A 17,120-nucleotide genomic window follows, 5' to 3' on the forward strand; every position below is an offset into this window, starting at 1 on the left:
GTAGCGCGACGCTTTGCGCGAATCGGATCAGGAGATTTCTTCGGCAGCAAGAAGATCGGCGAAGGTGTATGTCCCTGTGGGCCGATCGTCATCGCCGAGCAGATAGAGTCGCTTGACGGCGACGAGGATGGCCTCCGCGATGACGTTGCGGTAGTCGGCGCCCTCGAGAACCCGAGCGTCTTCGGGGTTGGTGATGTAGCCGACGTCGAGGATGATGACCGGCATCCTGGTGAGCCGCAACAGTTCCCACGTGCGTTCGTGAGTGCGGCAGTCCGTCAACGGGGTCCGCGCGGCAACCTCGCGTTGGACGAAGCCGGCCAAGTTGCGACCGATGGTCGAGAACGACCCGTGGCTGTTGCCGAAGTAGAAGGCCGCCACGCCGTTCGCCGCCGAATTCGGATAATGCCCGACCCGCAGGGAGATCATGACATCGGCGTCGATCATGTTCGCGACCCGGGCGCGCTCCTCGTCGGTGGGCCGACCCCGACCATCATGTGACAAGAAGGTCTCCATGCCGGCCGCCGACATCCGGCCTTCGAGGCGGGCAGCGAGATCCCACAGGAGGCGACTTTCCGTGTCGGCGAGATCACCGGTCGAAAGGTCATGTAGCCCACCGGATCCGGGATCGATGACGATGCGCTTGCCAGATAATTGCGGGCCGGAACGACGAACGTGCTCTTCTTCGCGGATGGCGAGAGGCGAGCCACCGGTCACTCGGGTACCGAGCCGTTCGAGAGAGCGCAGAGTGGCGGGCCCGCAGATTCCGTCGGCGAAGAGCCCGTATTCGCTCTGATAGAGGCAGACAGCGTTGTGGGTTGTCTCGCCGAAGACGCCGTCGACCAGCGCGGTGTAGTAGCCGAGGTTCTGTAGGCGGTTCTGTAGCTGTGCGACGTCGTCGCCGACCATCGGCGCCGAGAAGCGGAACGCGAGCACACGTGCACCGAGTTGATAGGAGGCCTCGCGCAATGCGCGGTAGGTCGCGGGTCCGACGATTCCGTCGACGATGAGGCCCCGCTGCTGCTGGAAGGCCCGCACTGCCTGGTCGGTGTCGGCGTCGAAAGTGTCGCCCGGCGTGTCAGCCTCGGCGGCGTGTCGGCCGCGAGTTGTGCTGAGAAGACCCTGTCCGGCGAGGATCGAACGGATCTCGGCGACTGCCGAGCCTTGATCACCCAGTCGGAATTGCGGCATCTTCAGACTCCTTGGTCGCGACGAACAATCAGTGTCCGCGCGGATCGCGATTCGACGCCGGTACTCCCGGAAACGCACTCGGCAGAATCACGAGCATTCTTTCAGGTCGACCGATGTGGGCCAAACTCGAGCAGGTCACAATGTTGCGACAGGCACCGTCACCAGCCTGAATGTTGCTGACCGTGCCTGTCGCTATACCATCGCCAACGATGTCAGGCGTTGGTGCCGACCACCGAATCGAGCTCGCGTAGCAGTGCGGCCTTGCCCTTGGCGCCGACGATGGTCTTGGTGGGCTGTCCGTTCTCGAACAGGATCAACGTCGGGATCGACATGATCTGGAAATCACGTGCGGTCGCCGGGTTCGCGTCGACGTCGAGTTTCGCTACGGTCAGCTTGTCGCTGTGTGCGTCGGCGATCTCCTCGAGAACCGGTGCGACCATGCGGCATGGACCGCACCAGGTGGCCCAGAAGTCGACAAGTACCGGTTTGTCGGAGCCGAGTACGGCGTCGGAGAACGTGTCGTCGGTGACGGCGACGGTGTGTGCTCCCATGATGATTTCCTCCTGTGATGAGTCGGGGTTGTGAATGCCGCTTGGGTTCGGCGCGACTGGGTCAGCTGTGTGCGTCGACGACCATGAGGTCGGCCTCGACCTGGGTGGTGTCGATGTCGCCCTGTTCGGCCAACCACCGCTCGGCGTCGATCGCCGCCGCGCATCCGCTGCCCGCCGCGGTGATGGCCTGCCGATAGGTGTGGTCGACGAGATCGCCCGCGGCGAAGACACCGGGCAGCGACGTATAGGTGGTCCGGCCCTGGACCTGGACGTATCCGTCGGAATCGAGGTCGACCTGGCCGCGGACGAGTTCGCTCCGCGGGTCGTGACCGATGGCGACGAACATGCCGGTCACATCCACCGTCCGCGTGTCGCCACTGCGGGTGTCTATCAATTCCAGACCCGTGACCGACCCGTCACCGATGACGGATCTGACCGCGGCGTTGGTGACGAACCGGATCTTGTCGTTGTTGCGGGCACGATCGAGCATGATGCGCGAGGCCCGGAATTCCTCCCGGCGGTGGATCAGGGTTACCGAACGCGCGAATTTCGTGAGGAACGTGGCCTCTTCCATCGCCGAGTCACCGCCGCCGATGACCGCGATGTCCTGGTCCTTGAAGAAGAAGCCGTCGCAAGTCGCGCAGGCCGAGACGCCGCGGCCGAGCAACTCTTGCTCACCGTCGATACCGAGGTAGCGCGCGGCGGCACCCATCGCGAGGATGACCGCGCGGGCGCGGTGGGTCTCACCGGACGCCACGACCTCCTTGATCACGCCGTTGAGCCGGAGTTCGTCGACGTCCTCCATGCGCAGGTCGGCGCCGAAGCGGATTGCCTGCTCCCGCATCTCGTCCATAAGTGCCGGACCCTGGATGCCGTTCTGGAATCCCGGGAAGTTCTCCACCTCGGTGGTCGTCATCAGAGCGCCGCCGAACTGTGTCCCCTCGAAGACGAGCGGGGCGAGTTCGGCGCGAGCCGCGTAAACCGCCGCGGTGTAACCGGCAGGCCCGGATCCGACGATGATCAGCTCGTGGATCTGCTGGTTGTCTGACTGGGTCAATTCGTCCTCCGCGTCATCGACGTATCGGCCGGTGAGCCGTACGTACCTGGCATTCAACACAAGGGTATGCGGACATGTTCCCCGACGCGTCGGCCCCACGACGAGCGATCGGATGATTCGGCTGCATGGTGGACGAACGATATACCCGAGCGTTCTCGCCGGGGTCATCCCCCGATGATCGTGCGCGAGATCGTGGCCGGGTTGCCGGAATCACATTCGGGGCCGACCACGAGCGCCAGGAACCGCCCGGCCGTCCCGGTGGCAAGCAGAATCACGACCTGGCGGACGCCGTTGACCGTCACCGGTCCCGACCCCAGAATCGGTGTCGCGGCAGAGACACCGTTGGCAGCGGTGCACCGGCGTAATGCAGCGGTGGAGGTGAACGGTGCACCGTCGGTCCGGCCGAGCACGGACAGCACTGTTGCGGCACCCGGTGTAGTGACGGTGCGCGCAACAGACGAACTCATGGGGATGCCATCGGCCTGCACACGGTTCGCAGCGCCGGTCTGGGCCGAGTGGTTGACCAGGACGACACCCACGATGACGGCAATGAGGACGGCTGCGGCCACCGAGAGCAGAGCCACTGCCTGCGGGGCAGAGCGCAGCTGCCGACGGCGTCGAAATTGTGTGACCACCGTGTCGGAACTCTCGTCGTCCCGACCGCCGTCGCCACTTCCGTCGGCACCCCTGCCGCTGCCGACCTCCGCGGCGATTCGGGCGAGCGTTTGCTGCGTGCGCGCGTCAACCCACTCGGGCACTGGCCGCTCGGACACGGGGAGATCGCGCAGATCGACACGCAGATCCTTCAATGCCGCGAGAACCTTCCGAGCTCCGGGGTCGTCGGCAAGTCGGGAACGGATGTGCATGGCGAGGGTGGGTTCGAGTATGCCGGCATCGAGATCGGTCAGCTGATCCACGGAATACGGTGGTTCCGGAAGGCTCGGTGACTCTTCAGAGCGCTGGTACTCGTCGGTCATCCGCGCTCCCCTCGTGTCAAGTCGCTGTACCCGGTGGGAACCCGGTCGTTATGGGACCCACGAGTAGTTGGACGCAGCAGGACCTCCAGGAGTTCCATGACGTTCGAGCCGGTGTTCACGCCCGGCCTCGCTCCGACCCGTCCCGCACCGACTCGTGACGGAGATGACCCAGCAGAGCGGCCAGGCGTAGCCGTCCGCGCGAACTCCGACTCTTGATCGTGCCCTCGGGCACGCCGAGCAATTGCGCAGCCTCCGAGATGGAGTAGCCCTCGACGTCGAGTGCGAGGACCGCCGCGCGCTGACCCGCCGGCAATTCGTCGAGCGCTCGAGAGATCGTCTCGGTCAGGTCGACGCGCTGATAGTCGTCGGTGTGGTCGACGAGAATCGCGGAGTCAAACTCCGGTAGTGGCACCGTGCGGCGAGCCGCGTTGCGCCGCAGTCGATCCAGCGAAGCGTTGACCACGATGCGATGCAACCAGCTCGATACACGTGCCTCGGCGCGAAAGGAGCCTGCGGTTCGGTGAGCCGAAAACAGTGCCTCCTGCAGGGCGTCGGCGGCATCGTCGGGGTCTCGTGTGGTGCGCAGGGCGACATTCCACAGGTAGGTGTGGTGTCGGGTGATGAGTGTGGTGAATGCGGTGGGATCGCCATGGGTGTGCGCGGCGAGCAGTTGCTCGTCGCTGCGTGTATCGCCCTGTGGCGAGTGGGTCCCCCCGGACATGGGATCGAGAGTAGTGGGCCGGGCCGGGGGTCGGATAGTCGTGGTGCGGTGCCTGTGGACAACCGCGTCGACGGTCGGCAGACCTGGATCAATCGCGTGTCCGCGAGCCACGCGACCGAGGGCCGCAGGGGAGGCGGTGGTCGATGTCATCGAGTGGACTCCCTTGATGTATTCCCTCCGGAAGTGCTTGCGGCGTAACCCAACCGGTCGCCGACATACTCGTGCAGGTCGCGCTGTCGAACGTGCGCGGGGCTCAGCCGGGATCGCTACCCGGCCGGTGTTGTCCATTGGATTGTTGATGCACCGTGATGACCATGAATTGCCTCGACATCGGCAATCCTGTCCACGCCGCGGGCGAGCGGTGTTCGCCGGCCACCCAAGGGGTTCGCTTGCGTCGGTGCATTCGACGCTCTCGGCGACCACACCGGTGCCGCCCACCTGGAATCCGTCTACGTCACGGTAGAGAATGAACGTGGGCATGGTGTGCTCCCCGGAGCGGTTATCAAGTCCGTCGCCCCGGGGGTGCCTTCCGAGGAAGATCGGATATCAGAAAGGCGCGATTTGCTACCGCATTGCAGAGCCGTGACCAAGATCTCCACGCCGATCCCGGTCCTGGAGTCACCGTGAGACATCCAGGACATGCCCTCCGGACGCTCCCGGAAATCCTTGAGCGCCAGCCTTCCATACCGTTCGCGGCTACAGTCAGGAGGTGCCCCACACCCGACTGCGACTCCTCGACGATGTCGAAGTACGACGGCTGGGTGCCGAGGAATTCACCTATTCGGAAGTCGGCGAGACGACCGGGGTGATGCCCACCGGCTATCGGCACGTCCACTTGCGGACGCAATTGGGCAGCGGCCGTAATCATTTCGAAGTAGCGCGCGAGGCCATGCTGTCCTGGCAGATCCAACTGCGCGCGAATATTGCGGTCGCCACGTCGCATCCCACCATCACCGATAATGCGGTGGCCATATTGGGACTACGGATCGGGAGGGTGAATGCCGTGCGGGCACCTGTCGCGATCGTCGCAGTGGAGTCGGACGAGACCATGGCCGGGTTTACATACGGGACGCTGCCCGGGCATCCGGAAATGGGTGAGGAACGATTCGAACTGCGTCTGATGTCTGACGAGTCGGTTCAGTTGTCGATCACCGCCTTTTCGAGGCCGGCCACCCTCTTGACCAGGTTCTGCCGACCCGTGGCCGCCGCACTCCAGGATGCGATCACCCGGAGATACGGCCGCGCATTACAGGCGTGAGGAGTATCCATCGAAGGAGAAGACCCGATACCCCGACGTCAGTCGACGTCGTGAATCAGGTACCGGGTCTGTTCATTGATCGTGGGATTAGGGAGCAGGTCAGTGTGCCGCGTCGTAAGCGTCGAGGATTTCCTTCGGGAGTCGGCCACGCAGCGGCACCTCGTAGCCCGCTTCCTGCGCCCACTCGCGAATCACCTTGGTGGACGGGCGTGCTGAACTCGACGACGATTCCGCGCTCGCCGCGGGGGTACTGACCTTTGGCGCGGTCGACTGTTTACGGCCACCAACCCGGGTCGATACCTCGAGCAGTCTGGCGACCGGAACACGACCGTTTTCGATCTTGTCGAGATTCGCCGACGACACATCGATCTGGTATTCGACGCCCGACCACGACCAAGAAATGGTGTGAGCATCGTCGATATCGAGCTCACGGCCGTCGAGGTCATCTATGAACGACACTACTTGTCTTTTAGCCACGCGACGAGAATAACGCACGCTGTGGGCCCCACGTCGCATATGTGTGCACCGGCTGCGCGGAGGGACGCCGACGGCGCTCGACGGCAACCCTCGCTCGACGCCACCAGCAGCGTCAGATGGGGCATCTCGGCTCGGTGGTGCGACATCTACGACTCGTGCGGGATATTTCAATCAGCTTGCAGTCCAACAGTTATCGACACTCCTGAAACACCCGCGGCGAATCGAGTGCGATTGCCGGCCTCGGTCAGCGAGAGAGAATCGCCGACTCTGTGGTGCCCACCGAATCGCCGGTGGAACGGAAATTCGGATCTGCGATCAGTCGGCGATGTCGAATACCGCATTCACCTTGGTGGGCGTGAGGCGGACGACAAGCTCGCCGGGTACCGCGTTACGCCTGCCGTACGCGTCGGCGAGATCCGGCCCCATATATCGGGCAGCGATACGTGTTGCGGTATCGAGGAGATCGGCGGGATCCTCACCGATCTGCGCGGTGCCTTGAACCTGAACGAAGGAGAAGGGCGGGCGCTCGTCGTCGACGAGCACTGTGAGTCGCCGGTCACGGCTGAGCGCTCGCCCTTTTGCGGTGTCTGCCCCGGTATTGAACACGAGGACACCGTCATCCACGATGAACCAGATGGGCGTGACGAGCGCTTGTCCGGACGCGGAGACGAATGCCACCTTTCCGGTACGCGTGCCCTCGGTGAGAAATGCAACTACCCGGTCGTCGAGTTCGGTGTGTGCCATCACCCCATCATGGCCGACCGCGCGAGGAAATTCTGCGCCGATAGTCCGGCGAGGGAAAGGAAGATGACACCGAACCCTCTCACCGCATGAGCTGATCGTAGGTGGCAGCGAACATATCGACACAGACGTCGAGCATGACGTCGAGGTCGGTGGGTGCAGCACCGATATCCACCGGATCGGGCGCGACATTCGTGAAATACCAATCAACGAGCAATTGCGTGACCGCGCCGACGAGTCCGACCGCGGCAAGATGTTGTGCCGACGACACCTCGCGCTCCCCCATCGCCAGCACGAGAATGAGATTCGCCCAGTCATGGATGGCGCGCAGGCGAGTCGACTCCACCGCCGGATCCACCCCCACAACCTCGACGAGCATCACGCGTGCGCGGCGCGGATCACCGGTCAGCGTTGCGAGGAACGCCCCGAGGGTGTCGCGGGCTGCTGCGCGGACCGCGTCGGGCGCGACACCTGCCGGGTGGAGGACATACCCCGCGGCGGCACCCACGGTTGCGGTTCGGGTGACCTCGACGCAGCGCTCGTATACGGCGATCAGCAACGCGGGACGGTCGGCGAACGACTCGTAGAAGTAGCGCTGGGTCAGACCGGCCTCATCGCAGAGCCGTTTGACCGTCACCGCGGGATAGCCGAGCTCCCCGAACAGCTGGAGGCCGGCGTCGATGAAGGCGCGTCTCCGGCGGGCGCGCCGCTCGTCGGCCTCCGCGCCTCCGTACCGGCGTCCCTCCGCGGACTCGGGCTCCAGGGAACGGCGCTGCTCTCGGGACGGCGGCAAGGTGCTCCCCTTTCGGTGTGTGCGATCCAACGGGAACCGTGGACAACCCGTCATCTGACACGCTAGCGTGTCACACGCAGCATCTGACACGATCCTGTGTCAGATTATTCGACAATCACCGGAGAACGACACCGTGCTCGACCTACTTCCCGACCCGATGCGTGAACCGACAGTGCTCGCGATACCGTTCTTCCTGGCGCTGCTGGTGCTGGAATGGTGCGCGGCCTGGAAACTCGAGGAACGGGCGACCGATGCCGAGGACACTGTTCCTGCCGTCGAACGCCGGCCAGCGGTCGGTGCCTACGACAAGCGGGACGCTCGGGCCAGCATCTCGATGGGACTGGTGTCGATAGTCACGAGCGCGGTGTGGAAGCTCGCTGGGCTGGTGGTCTACACGGCGATCTTCGCTTACCTCGCGCCGTGGCAGCTACCGATCGGTTCCTGGTACGTGTGGGTGATCGGATTCGTCGCCGTCGACGTCCTCTACTACTGGAATCACCGCATCTCCCACCGGGTCCGGTTGGTATGGGCGACACATCAGGCCCATCACTCGAGCGAGTACTTCAACTTCGCAACCGCGTTGCGGCAGAAGTGGAATATCAGTGCCGCGCTGGTGATGTGGCTACCGCTGCCGTTCCTGGGTATCCCGCCTGCGGTGGTGTTCGCCAGCTATGGCGTGAATCTGGTGTACCAGTTCTGGATTCACACCGAACACATCGACCGCATGTGGCGGCTCATCGAATTCGTCTTCAACACCCCGTCACATCATCGGGTGCATCACGGCAGCGACCCAGAGTACCTCGACCGCAACTATGCCGGCGTGTTCATCCTGTGGGATCGGATGTTCGGATCGTTTCGCGCCGAGGCGCATCGGCCACACTATGGGCTGACCACACCTGTTGGAACCTACAATATCTGGACACTGCAGACGCACGAGTACGTCTCCATCGTCGGTGATGTGCGGGCGGCCGAGGGCTGGCGTGCCAAGCTCGGCTATATCTTCGGTCCCCCCGGGTGGAGCCCGACGACCGGGGATGCCTCCTCGGCGCCCGACGGGGTCAGCTCGTCGCGTTGATCGTGGAGATCTGCACCTGGTAGCTGCTCCCCGTGCCGGGCAGCGAAGTGATCCACACCAGCAGATACCGCGACTGCGCGGCACTGGCGATCGACAGTGTGGTGTCGGGTTGATCAACGGTCTGCTGTGCGAGTGGGGTTGTCTGGGCCAGGGTGGCATCGGCGCTCTGCGCGCCGCGCAGCGAAACCGCGAATCCCGGTGTGGTGGTGGTGATCGAGACGGACTTGACCGATCGCGGTGATCCGAGATCCAGCATCAGGCCGAGCCCCTGTTTGAGGTTGCCAAAGTCGGCGGTGCGGTAAGTGTCGCTGCGCCAACCGGTTCCGGCTCCGGTGATCACGTTGCGGGCCAGCTCAGGATTGTCACCGGGCTGTCCCGAATAGTCGACAAGGGTCGCCGAGCGCAGCGCGATCGGTACGCCTCCGCCGGATGCCGGTGCAGGCGCCGAGGTGGTCGACGACAGGAATGTGTTGATGTCTGTCTGCTCGTCACCGCCGCCGAAGACACCGGTGAGCCACACCACCAGGGCGATCACGACGAACAGCACGAGCAGGGCCACCCCGACCAGCAGTGCGACAGTCCGGTTGCTGCGCGCGGGCTCGTCAGAACCCCTCCGACCAGACGGGCCGATCGACACCGGCGGCTCGTCGGAGTCACCGAGCGCGGGGATCATGTCCGTCTTGAGGTCGACGACGGTGGCCTGATCTAGAACGTGCTGAACCGTTGCGGCAGTGCGGATTCCACGACTTCCCGCCAACGCGCGGGCGGCGACGGCGGAGATTTCGAACGGTACCTCTGGTTCCACCTCGCGCGGTTCGATGGGGCCCTCGCCGTCGGCGGCGGGTGAGGCGATTGCCAGTCCGCCGACCGGGGTGGTCGTGGTGAGGCTGGTCACCAGCTCAGAACCGGTGGAGCCGTCGAGCGGCCACCGTTGCAGCAGCAGCGCGTAGAGCACCGCTCCGAGTCCGCGCACATCGGAGGTGGCATCGTCGCCGGCGAGGGTACCGGGGAAGGCGAGCACCGCGTTGCCCTCGGCGGAGATGCGAACGCGATCCGGGTGATCGATGGACAGGGCGCCGCCGGAGCGATGTGCGGCCTCAGCGGCGGCTGCCAGCGCGCGGACCGCACGTGCGGCACCGATCGGTGACGGATGCGTGGCCGCGACCTCCGACAGCGAGGAACCTTGAACCCATTCGGCCACAACGATGCCGCCCGATGAGCCGCGGACCACGTCGAGCACGCGGGCGACGCCCGCCGAGCTGATCTGGCCAAGACGCAACGTTCGGGTGAGCACGGCCTGCGGTCCGGTGTCGCCGGATTTGCTCGGCGCTGCCTTGTCCGGTGGGGGTGCGAGCTGTTCGGCGTCGACGAAGGTCAGTCCGACCTCGCGGTCGAGGTTGATGTCCTGGGCCTTCCAGAACTGCAGACCCCGTGTGCCACCGTGATGTTCGAGCAGGCGGTACCGACCGCCGGCGACCGCTGCGCCCGGCACGAGGCGGGGTCCGCGACGTCGCGCCGGACGGATGGGCTCGGCGCGGTCGGGATCGACCGGGGTGGCGGGCGCCGCGTTGGACAGCTGACCGCCGTCTGAGCCACTGACCGAATACGTTTGTGCGGCCGGTCTTTCCGGAGATGTGGCGGTATCGGACGCGGTGGCGACGCCGCGTTCGGTCGATCCGATCGGAGATTCCGGTGTGGCGTCGATTCCGCTCTCGTTCACGCGGCGAACTCCTCTCCTCCGATAGCGCATGTCCGGGGGTCGTTGGGGCGGGGTCCACGGCGCCGCACCGGCGCCGCCCGCGGCGCCACCGGTGTGCACCGCATACGACTGCCACGTCGCGGAACCGCGATCGAACCGTCGAACGACCTGTACCTGACCAGAGTACGGTAGCGATTCGTCGCTGGTGACCCGCGGAAACTGAACCGTGATCGTTGCCGATGGTTGCTGTTGCGGTTCGCCGGTCGGAGCAACGACCGGGATGAACCGACCGACCACGCGTCGCACCGACATCAGAACGGAGACCACGTCGGGAAGACCGGCCGCCGCCAGGCCCGCATAGATCACGCCGAGCACCACGATTGCGGTGAGCAGAAGGTAGGCGATCGACCCGATCTTGCCGTGCTGTGTCGCCAGGTGCAGGCCCGAGATCTCGGCGATCAACCACACCGCGAAAGCGCTGCCGACGGAGACCGCAAGCGTCACCACTGTCGTGCGGGTGACGTTGGTCAGTTCGGCGTCACGTGGATCGCGGGCATCGGCGCGCAATCGGCTGCGCAACAGATAGTGACCGACGACCGCGCCGACGAGATAGCCGAGACCGTTGGACAGGGCCAGCCAGCGCACCACGAGGTCGGGATCGGAGAACAACACCGGGCCGAGATAGGAGGCGGCGATCTTCACGACGGTGATCCCAAGGACCATGAAGGTCGGCGTCCACGCATCCTCACGGGCGTAGAACACGCGCAACTGCACCAGCGTCATCGCATAGGGGATCAGGGTGAAGGCACCCCAGGCGAGCGTCGACCCCAGCTGCGTGGCCACGTGCGCATCGAAGCGGCCGAGGTTGAATACCGAGACGCCGATGGCCGGGCCGAAGAAGGTCATGTAGGCGACGACGGGCACCAACGCGACCATGGTGAGCCGGGTGGCCAGCGACATGTCGTCGACGACGGCCTTGGTGTCGTCGCCGGCGGCATTGCGCGAGAGCCGCGGCATGATCGCGGTCAGAATCGTCACGCCGAGCACGCCGTAGGGCAGCTGCAACAGCTGCCAGTGCGTGACGTAGACGCTGATACCGGTTTCGGTGGCGGCCGACGCGATGCGATAGGTGACGATGAGACCGACCTGCAGGATCGCGACGTAGGAGACGATCGCCAGTGCCATGTTCCCGAACGTGCGCAACCGTGCGTCGAGCCCCCACTCGACGCGTAGCCGGATACCGGCACGACGCAGGTAGGGCAACAGCACCAGCGCCTGCAACACGACGCCCATCGCGCAGCCGATGCCGAGAACCAGCAACTGCGGGTCGGTCATCCGGAACGGGTTGAGCGTCAATTGGCCGGGCATCAGCCAATACCCGATGAGTGCGCTGATCTGGACGACGTTGTTGAGGACGGGCGCCCACGCTCCGGGCTTGAAATAGCCGCGCAGATTCAGGATCGCGGTGAACAATGCGGTCAGCCCGTAGAAGAGAATCTCGATGAGCAGGAAGTAGGCCAGTCCGGTCGCCAGCGGACGCTGTGTGGCGTTGTCGATGTTGAGGCTGGTCAGCACGGGTGCCGCGGCGACTGCGGCGACAGTGCCGATACCCAGCACGACGACGGTCAGCGTGAAGATCTTGTTGATGAACGACGCACCGCCGTCGGGATCCTCGGCTTCGGCGCGGGCCAGCAGCGGGATGACGATGGCGGTGAGGACCGCGCCGAGCAGGATCTCGGCGATCATGTTCGGTAGGACGTCGGCAGCCTGGAAGGCCGATGCCACCGAGCCGCCGAGCAGGGCCAGGATGAGCACTGTCCGGACGAATCCGGTGATGCGGCTGGCCAGGGTGGCGATCGCGATGGACCCGCTGGTCCGCAGGACGCTCGAATCGGAGTCGCGTGCGAGTCCGGTGCCGGACTCGTCGGACGAGGTGTCCTCCGGTCGGGTTTCGTCGGACCGGGGGTTGCGGTCGAGCGTCGGGGTCGGGGTGCGACGCGGGGCCCGCGCGGGTGGCGCGGTGCCGCCGTGCGCGGCGCTGCTTGTGCCCCCATGTCGGGTCTCGGGAGCGACCGGTTCGCTCGACAGCGGCGGGGCGTCGGCGAGCGGGCCGGCCAACGGTGGTGGTCCCGACCGGGTGGGACTCTGACGGGCCGGTCCGTCGGTCGGTCGGGGCTGGCTCTGGCTGGGCCGGCCCTGCCGGGACCCAGTCCGGCGGGGCGGGGTTCGACGGTCGGGAATCTGTCGTTCCGGAGCCGGTGTAGGGGGAATGCGGCGAGGTGCGGCGCGACGTGGTGGTTGGCCCGGTCCGCGCTCGCTCATTCGCCTGCCTTGTCGGTCATCTCGGTGGGGTGCTGCTGTGCTCTGCCGGGGTCGTCGGATTCGCCGCCGGTTCCGGCTCGTAGGGCTTCGGACCGGGAGCCGGACCGTCGGTGGATCCGTGGTCGGCGTGGTGGTCACCCGGGTCCTCAGACCCGTGACCGCCTGGCGAGGTCCGGACCGCACCGGCATCGTCGGCCCGCTCGGAATCCGGTGGCCACGAGTACCCCGCGTCGTCCGACCACGCACCCGAATGAACTTCTTCGATGTGCAGAGTACGTCGTCGTTGCTGATAGCTTGCCGCGGCGAGCAATCGCTCCTGCTCGTCGGGCTCGGGGCGGTCGGCGTCGGCCGGGTCGGGTTCGCCGCGGAAACGGTGCCAGAGTCGCCGTGCGGTCAGCAGCACCAGGGCGGCACCGGCGATGATCGTGATGATGAACAACGCCTTGCCGTAGGCGTTGGAGTGCACCGAGAGCCGGATGTCGGAGCCCATCGTCAGGCCGGTGACCGTCGCGATCGAGATGGTGACGGTGATCGCCTCGGAGGTATGGGCCCGCGTCGGCAGTTGCAACTGGCGCGTGCCGCGTGCCGGGATCTCGATCGTTCCGACATCGCCGATGTCGAGGTCTCCGGGCGCGCTGGTCCTGATGTCCACCCGAATGGGCAACGCCAGATCGTTGCGAACCACCAGGAGCAGTGGGCTGCGTTCGGAGGCGAGCGTGTAGCGACCGCCCGGGTCGAGGATCGTCACCGCGGCCCGCATGCGATCCAGCGTCGAGGTGACCGCACGGATCGTCTGTGCCCGGGTGTCGGCCAGACGGGTGCGCGTCGCAGCGCCGGCTCGGGCGGGAACGGTCAGCGAGCGCAGGATGTCCTCGCGTAGTGGCGCCAGGTATCGCTCCGGGGTGGTCTCCACGTCGGCCGAACTCACCAGCGAGCCCTGCAGCTGGTAGCTGAGGTCGGCCTGCTCACGCATCACGGTCGCCGTCTGCTCCGGCAGGGGCACCGAGACCGATGTCACCGGTCCCACACCGGGCAGCGGGGCCAGCCGGGCGTCGGTGCGCGCCGCGTCCGCTGTGTCGACGACGCTGGTCAGCGGGGTGGGGGTGGCTACCCGGGCACCCAACAGCACCTCGGCGGTGGAGATGAGCGCATTGGCGTCGTCGGTGGTCGGCGACCAGTACAGGGACGGAAGAACCACCTGCGAGCGACCGGTCGTCGGCTGCTCCGCCGTCGGGGCGACGGAGCCTTGCTCGGAGTCTCCGCGCGAGTTATCGGGAGTGTCGATCGCGGCGAAGGCCAGCGCGCCGATGCCTGCCTGACGTCTGCTCAGGGGCGACTCCGCAGCGAGGTCGACCATTTGGTCGGCAGGTGTGATCGCCGGTGTCGACGGGTCGGTTCCGAGAGCCGCGAGTGCGGCGGTCACCGGCTCGTCGTAGGACTGCGCGACCAGTGGTCCGACGCGGTAGGCGCCAGTGCTTTGCGGTTGCGTGGTCGACAGATTGCCCGCGGAGGTCAGCATGAGGGTGTGCTTGGTGTCCTCAAGCAGTGATGCGCCCGCCTGGTTGATCGCGCCTAGGGACGGAATAGTTAGTCCTCGAACGCTTTTGACGTCGAGAATGGAGTCGACGACGTCGGCGGGTGAGTCCAGTGCGGCCGCGGTCAGGCCCGAATTGCCGATCTCGGCGAGTGCTGCGAGGTCCGCCCCGGCAAAGGGCAAGGCCACCACGCACAGTCGTGAGGCGACGTCGTGGAGCTGGTCGAGCCAGGTGGTTGCCGCGTCTTGACCGGTGCCCGGCACGGTCGACGACGTCGGGTCGGACGGATCGGAGGAGACCACATAGCCCAGTGACATCGCGCGCACCGTGACGAGCAGATTCGGGTCGATGGCCAGGCACATGCTGCGTGCGAGGTCCGAGGTCGGACCGGACTGTGCACCCGGTCCGGGGATTGCGGCCGACGGTGCGTCTGAGTTGGGCGCCGACGGCGGTGCGGCGTCAGCGACCGCCCGCAGCGGCGCGAGCACCGAATCCAACCGACCACCCGGCGACAAGGAGCGGGCCATGTCTTCGCTGATCAGCCGCACCGGTTCGGTGCTCCCGCCGAGGGTGCCCGGAGCGAGCTGCGGGGGCGCGGCGATCGGCCACAACAGGGTGAATCGCGACGGGCTGGAGGTGTCGGCGGACACCGAGCCGTCGGTACCGAGACCGGGAGTCACCGACGATGCGTCGCTGCCCGGATCGGTGTAGGAGGCCGCCCGACTCCGGTCCGGCGGCAATGACAACACCGGCAGCAGCGTGCGCGATCCGGCGACCTGGGCAACTCCGCCGTAATCGGGTAGGCCGTTGACGTTCAGTTGCAGCGGATACACCCCTCGCTGCGAGATCTCCAGACCACCTGGACCCGACAACGGCACCGTCATCGAAAAGCTCGCCTGCGCTCCCGGACTCAGGGTGTCCGAGGACAGATCGGTGAAGTCGGTGGCCGCAGCGATCGGTGGGTGGTCACCGGCCAGCGCGGACCGCAACTGTGCGGCATCGGTCAGTGCATCGCCCCGCTCGAGCCGGATACCCAGATCACGCAGCGTGCGGCTACTGGTGTTGATCACATGTCCGGAGATCGCCACCGTGGAAGCCGAACTGCTGGTGACCATCGACGGCGTCATCGAATCGATGATGATCTGGGCAAACCGATCCGGTGGTGCGGTGGCGTCGTTGCCGGGCGCCGGGGCGGCCGACCCCACCGCGGCCGGGGCCGCCGACAACATCGTCAGCACCGCCACCGCGACGACCGTGCAGAAGCGAGCCCACCATGCGAGCCCCGACGAGCGTTTAGCCATCACCCGCCGCGGGGCGGCGGTGACGCCTCCGGCGCCGACGCGAGGGCGCCGCTGGAGGCGGCTCGTTTCGGCGCTGGTTGCGGGCGGCTGCGGCTCTCTCATAGGCGTTGGGTTCTGTGCGACTGCTCTCGGCCTCGGACTGGGCCAACCGCTGGGGGTCGGCGGCGAGGTCGGCGATGACACCGCGGGCCATACGGGCCAGTCGTCGCTCGTCAGAGTACGTCAGTCGACGGGGTAGTTCGTGCAGCGGCACCCACGCCACCTCGCTGACCTCGTAGTCCGCATCGGAGAGCTCGCCGCCGACACTGCGCAACAGGTAGTGGTGCACGGTCTTGTGGATGCGTCGACCCTCGCTGACGAACCAATAGTCGATCTTGCCCAGCGGCGCGACCACCAGGCCCTGGATGCCGGTCTCCTCGGCCACCTCGCGGACCGCGGTTTGCTCGGCGGTCTCCCCGCTCTCGATGTGGCCCTTCGGTAGCGACCACATCATGCGCCCACGTCGGTCCACGCGGCCGATCAAGGCCGCCGACAGTTTGTCAACCGGTAGATCGAGATCGGAGATCACCAGCCCACCCGCCGACGTCTCCCGGACAGTGCGCAAACGCTCCGAGCGCTCCGGACGACGATTGCCGCGCCTGCGTCGACCCGGCGCAGGCGCCGCCGCGTCCTTGGTGAGGCCGGTCTTGGTGATGTGGGCCGACATCACGGCCATATCCGACGGCTTCGGCGCGCTCACTCGCGTGCCCTTGCCGGTCGGCGTGGCGGCGGCAACCGACGCCGGCGACGGGTGTCGGGGACCCCCGGACGTGGGCGCGTGCACCCCTGATCCGTGGCCTCCCGTGCCGTGCGCGCCGGTCCCATTGACCGCGGTTCCGTTCCTCGGAGCCGCCGACCCTTTTACCGGGCCGGGTGTGGCGGTTCCGTTCTTGCCTGTGCGGCTGTTGCCCGGGCCCTTGTTGTCGGCGCTCGTGGTGGTGTGGTTTCTGGTGCCTGCTGCCCGATCGGCAAGATCTGCCGGAGACGGCCGTCTCGGGCGGGGCGTGGGATGTTCGGCACTGGTCGGCGGCGTTTCCGGTCGCGGATGAAACTCGGTATCCAACCGCGATTCCGCAGTACCCCGGCGCTTCCGGCGACCCCGGCGACCCCGCCGCCGGCCCTGTCCAGCGACACCATGCGCCTCACCCGACCCGGCCCCTGCGGCCTGACGCCGACCCATGTTGACGTCGGCGGGGACGTCTGTGGGGTCGGTTGACGGGTCGGTGGGCACGCCCTCGATGCTAGCTGCTGGTCATCGGCCGTTTGCCCACATGGTGCCGGTGACAGCGCAGACAGGTCCATCCGGCCCGCTCGCTTCGCTCCCGGCGCCGGTACCCATCCGGCCCGCTCGCTTCGCTCCCGGCGCCGGTACCCATCCGGCCCGCT

The 17,120-nt window shown here is 66.4% G+C and carries 13 protein-coding genes; 2 read left to right on the forward strand and 11 right to left on the reverse strand.

Annotated features, from left to right (window positions below; translation table 11 throughout):
• Positions 1–27: 27 nt before the first annotated feature.
• From EF294_RS06220 to sigM, 5 genes are all read right to left on the reverse strand, one after another.
• Positions 28–1,188, reverse strand: a complete 1,161-nt coding sequence (locus EF294_RS06220; protein ID WP_123926913.1) for an N-acetylmuramoyl-L-alanine amidase — start codon at positions 1,186–1,188, stop codon at positions 28–30.
• Positions 1,189–1,400: 212 nt separating this feature from the next.
• Positions 1,401–1,739: a thioredoxin gene (gene trxA / locus EF294_RS06225; protein WP_123926916.1), complete on the reverse strand. Its 339-nt coding sequence runs from the start codon at positions 1,737–1,739 to the stop codon at positions 1,401–1,403.
• Between the two features lie 61 nt (positions 1,740–1,800).
• Positions 1,801–2,796: a thioredoxin-disulfide reductase gene (gene trxB, locus EF294_RS06230; RefSeq protein WP_123926919.1), complete on the reverse strand. Its 996-nt coding sequence runs from the start codon at positions 2,794–2,796 to the stop codon at positions 1,801–1,803.
• 164 nt (positions 2,797–2,960) lie between these two features.
• Positions 2,961–3,773 (reverse strand): hypothetical protein, encoded by an 813-nt coding sequence (locus tag EF294_RS06235; RefSeq protein WP_123926922.1) that lies wholly within the window; start codon positions 3,771–3,773, stop codon positions 2,961–2,963.
• Between the two features lie 115 nt (positions 3,774–3,888).
• Positions 3,889–4,494, reverse strand: a complete 606-nt coding sequence (gene sigM / locus EF294_RS06240; protein ID WP_123926925.1) for an RNA polymerase sigma factor SigM — start codon at positions 4,492–4,494, stop codon at positions 3,889–3,891.
• Positions 4,495–5,203: 709 nt separating this feature from the next.
• On the opposite strand from sigM, the gene EF294_RS06250 reads away from it, so the two are divergent.
• Positions 5,204–5,752, forward strand: a complete 549-nt coding sequence (locus EF294_RS06250) for a DUF1990 domain-containing protein (protein WP_123926928.1) — start codon at positions 5,204–5,206, stop codon at positions 5,750–5,752.
• A 99-nt stretch (positions 5,753–5,851) separates the two neighbouring features.
• Here the strand turns inward: EF294_RS06250 and EF294_RS06255 are convergent, their stop codons facing one another.
• The 3 genes from EF294_RS06255 to EF294_RS06265 all read right to left on the reverse strand — a co-directional run bounded on the left by EF294_RS06255 (position 5,852) and on the right by EF294_RS06265 (position 7,763).
• Positions 5,852–6,268 carry a histone-like nucleoid-structuring protein Lsr2 gene (locus EF294_RS06255; protein ID WP_281275980.1) on the reverse strand — a complete coding sequence of 139 codons (417 nt, stop codon included), beginning with the start codon at positions 6,266–6,268 and terminating at the stop codon, positions 5,852–5,854.
• Positions 6,269–6,544: 276 nt separating this feature from the next.
• Positions 6,545–6,973: a PPOX class F420-dependent oxidoreductase gene (locus tag EF294_RS06260; protein ID WP_123926933.1), complete on the reverse strand. Its 429-nt coding sequence runs from the start codon at positions 6,971–6,973 to the stop codon at positions 6,545–6,547.
• Positions 6,974–7,052: 79 nt separating this feature from the next.
• The gene (locus tag EF294_RS06265; protein ID WP_246007716.1) at positions 7,053–7,763 is read right to left on the reverse strand and encodes a TetR/AcrR family transcriptional regulator; all 711 of its coding nucleotides are present in this window, start codon (positions 7,761–7,763) and stop codon (positions 7,053–7,055) included.
• A gap of 133 nt (positions 7,764–7,896) precedes the next feature.
• Between EF294_RS06265 and EF294_RS06270 the strand changes: the two genes are divergently transcribed.
• Complete coding sequence (locus tag EF294_RS06270; protein WP_123926936.1) at positions 7,897–8,838, forward strand: sterol desaturase family protein; 942 nt, start codon at positions 7,897–7,899, stop codon at positions 8,836–8,838.
• Here EF294_RS06270 and EF294_RS06275 read toward each other — a convergent pair.
• From EF294_RS06275 to EF294_RS21340, 3 genes are read right to left on the reverse strand one after another with little or no spacing between them, the layout of a single operon-like run.
• The gene (locus EF294_RS06275; protein ID WP_123926939.1) at positions 8,822–12,859 is read right to left on the reverse strand and encodes a lipid II flippase MurJ; all 4,038 of its coding nucleotides are present in this window, start codon (positions 12,857–12,859) and stop codon (positions 8,822–8,824) included. The two genes, EF294_RS06270 and EF294_RS06275, sit on opposite strands and share 17 nt — an antisense overlap.
• Positions 12,860–12,875: 16 nt before the next feature.
• A complete protein-coding gene (locus tag EF294_RS06280) occupies positions 12,876–15,695 on the reverse strand; it encodes a DUF6049 family protein (protein ID WP_281275983.1) in 2,820 nt (939 codons plus the stop codon).
• Positions 15,688–16,965, reverse strand: coding sequence for an NUDIX hydrolase (locus EF294_RS21340; protein ID WP_185090963.1), 1,278 nt, complete (start codon positions 16,963–16,965; stop codon positions 15,688–15,690). Before EF294_RS21340 ends, EF294_RS06280 begins: the two co-directional genes overlap by 8 nt.
• Between the last annotated feature and the right edge of the window lie 155 nt (positions 16,966–17,120).

The sequence above is a fragment of the Gordonia oryzae genome (genome assembly GCF_003797185.1).
GTDB classification, from domain to species: domain Bacteria; phylum Actinomycetota; class Actinomycetes; order Mycobacteriales; family Mycobacteriaceae; genus Gordonia; species Gordonia oryzae.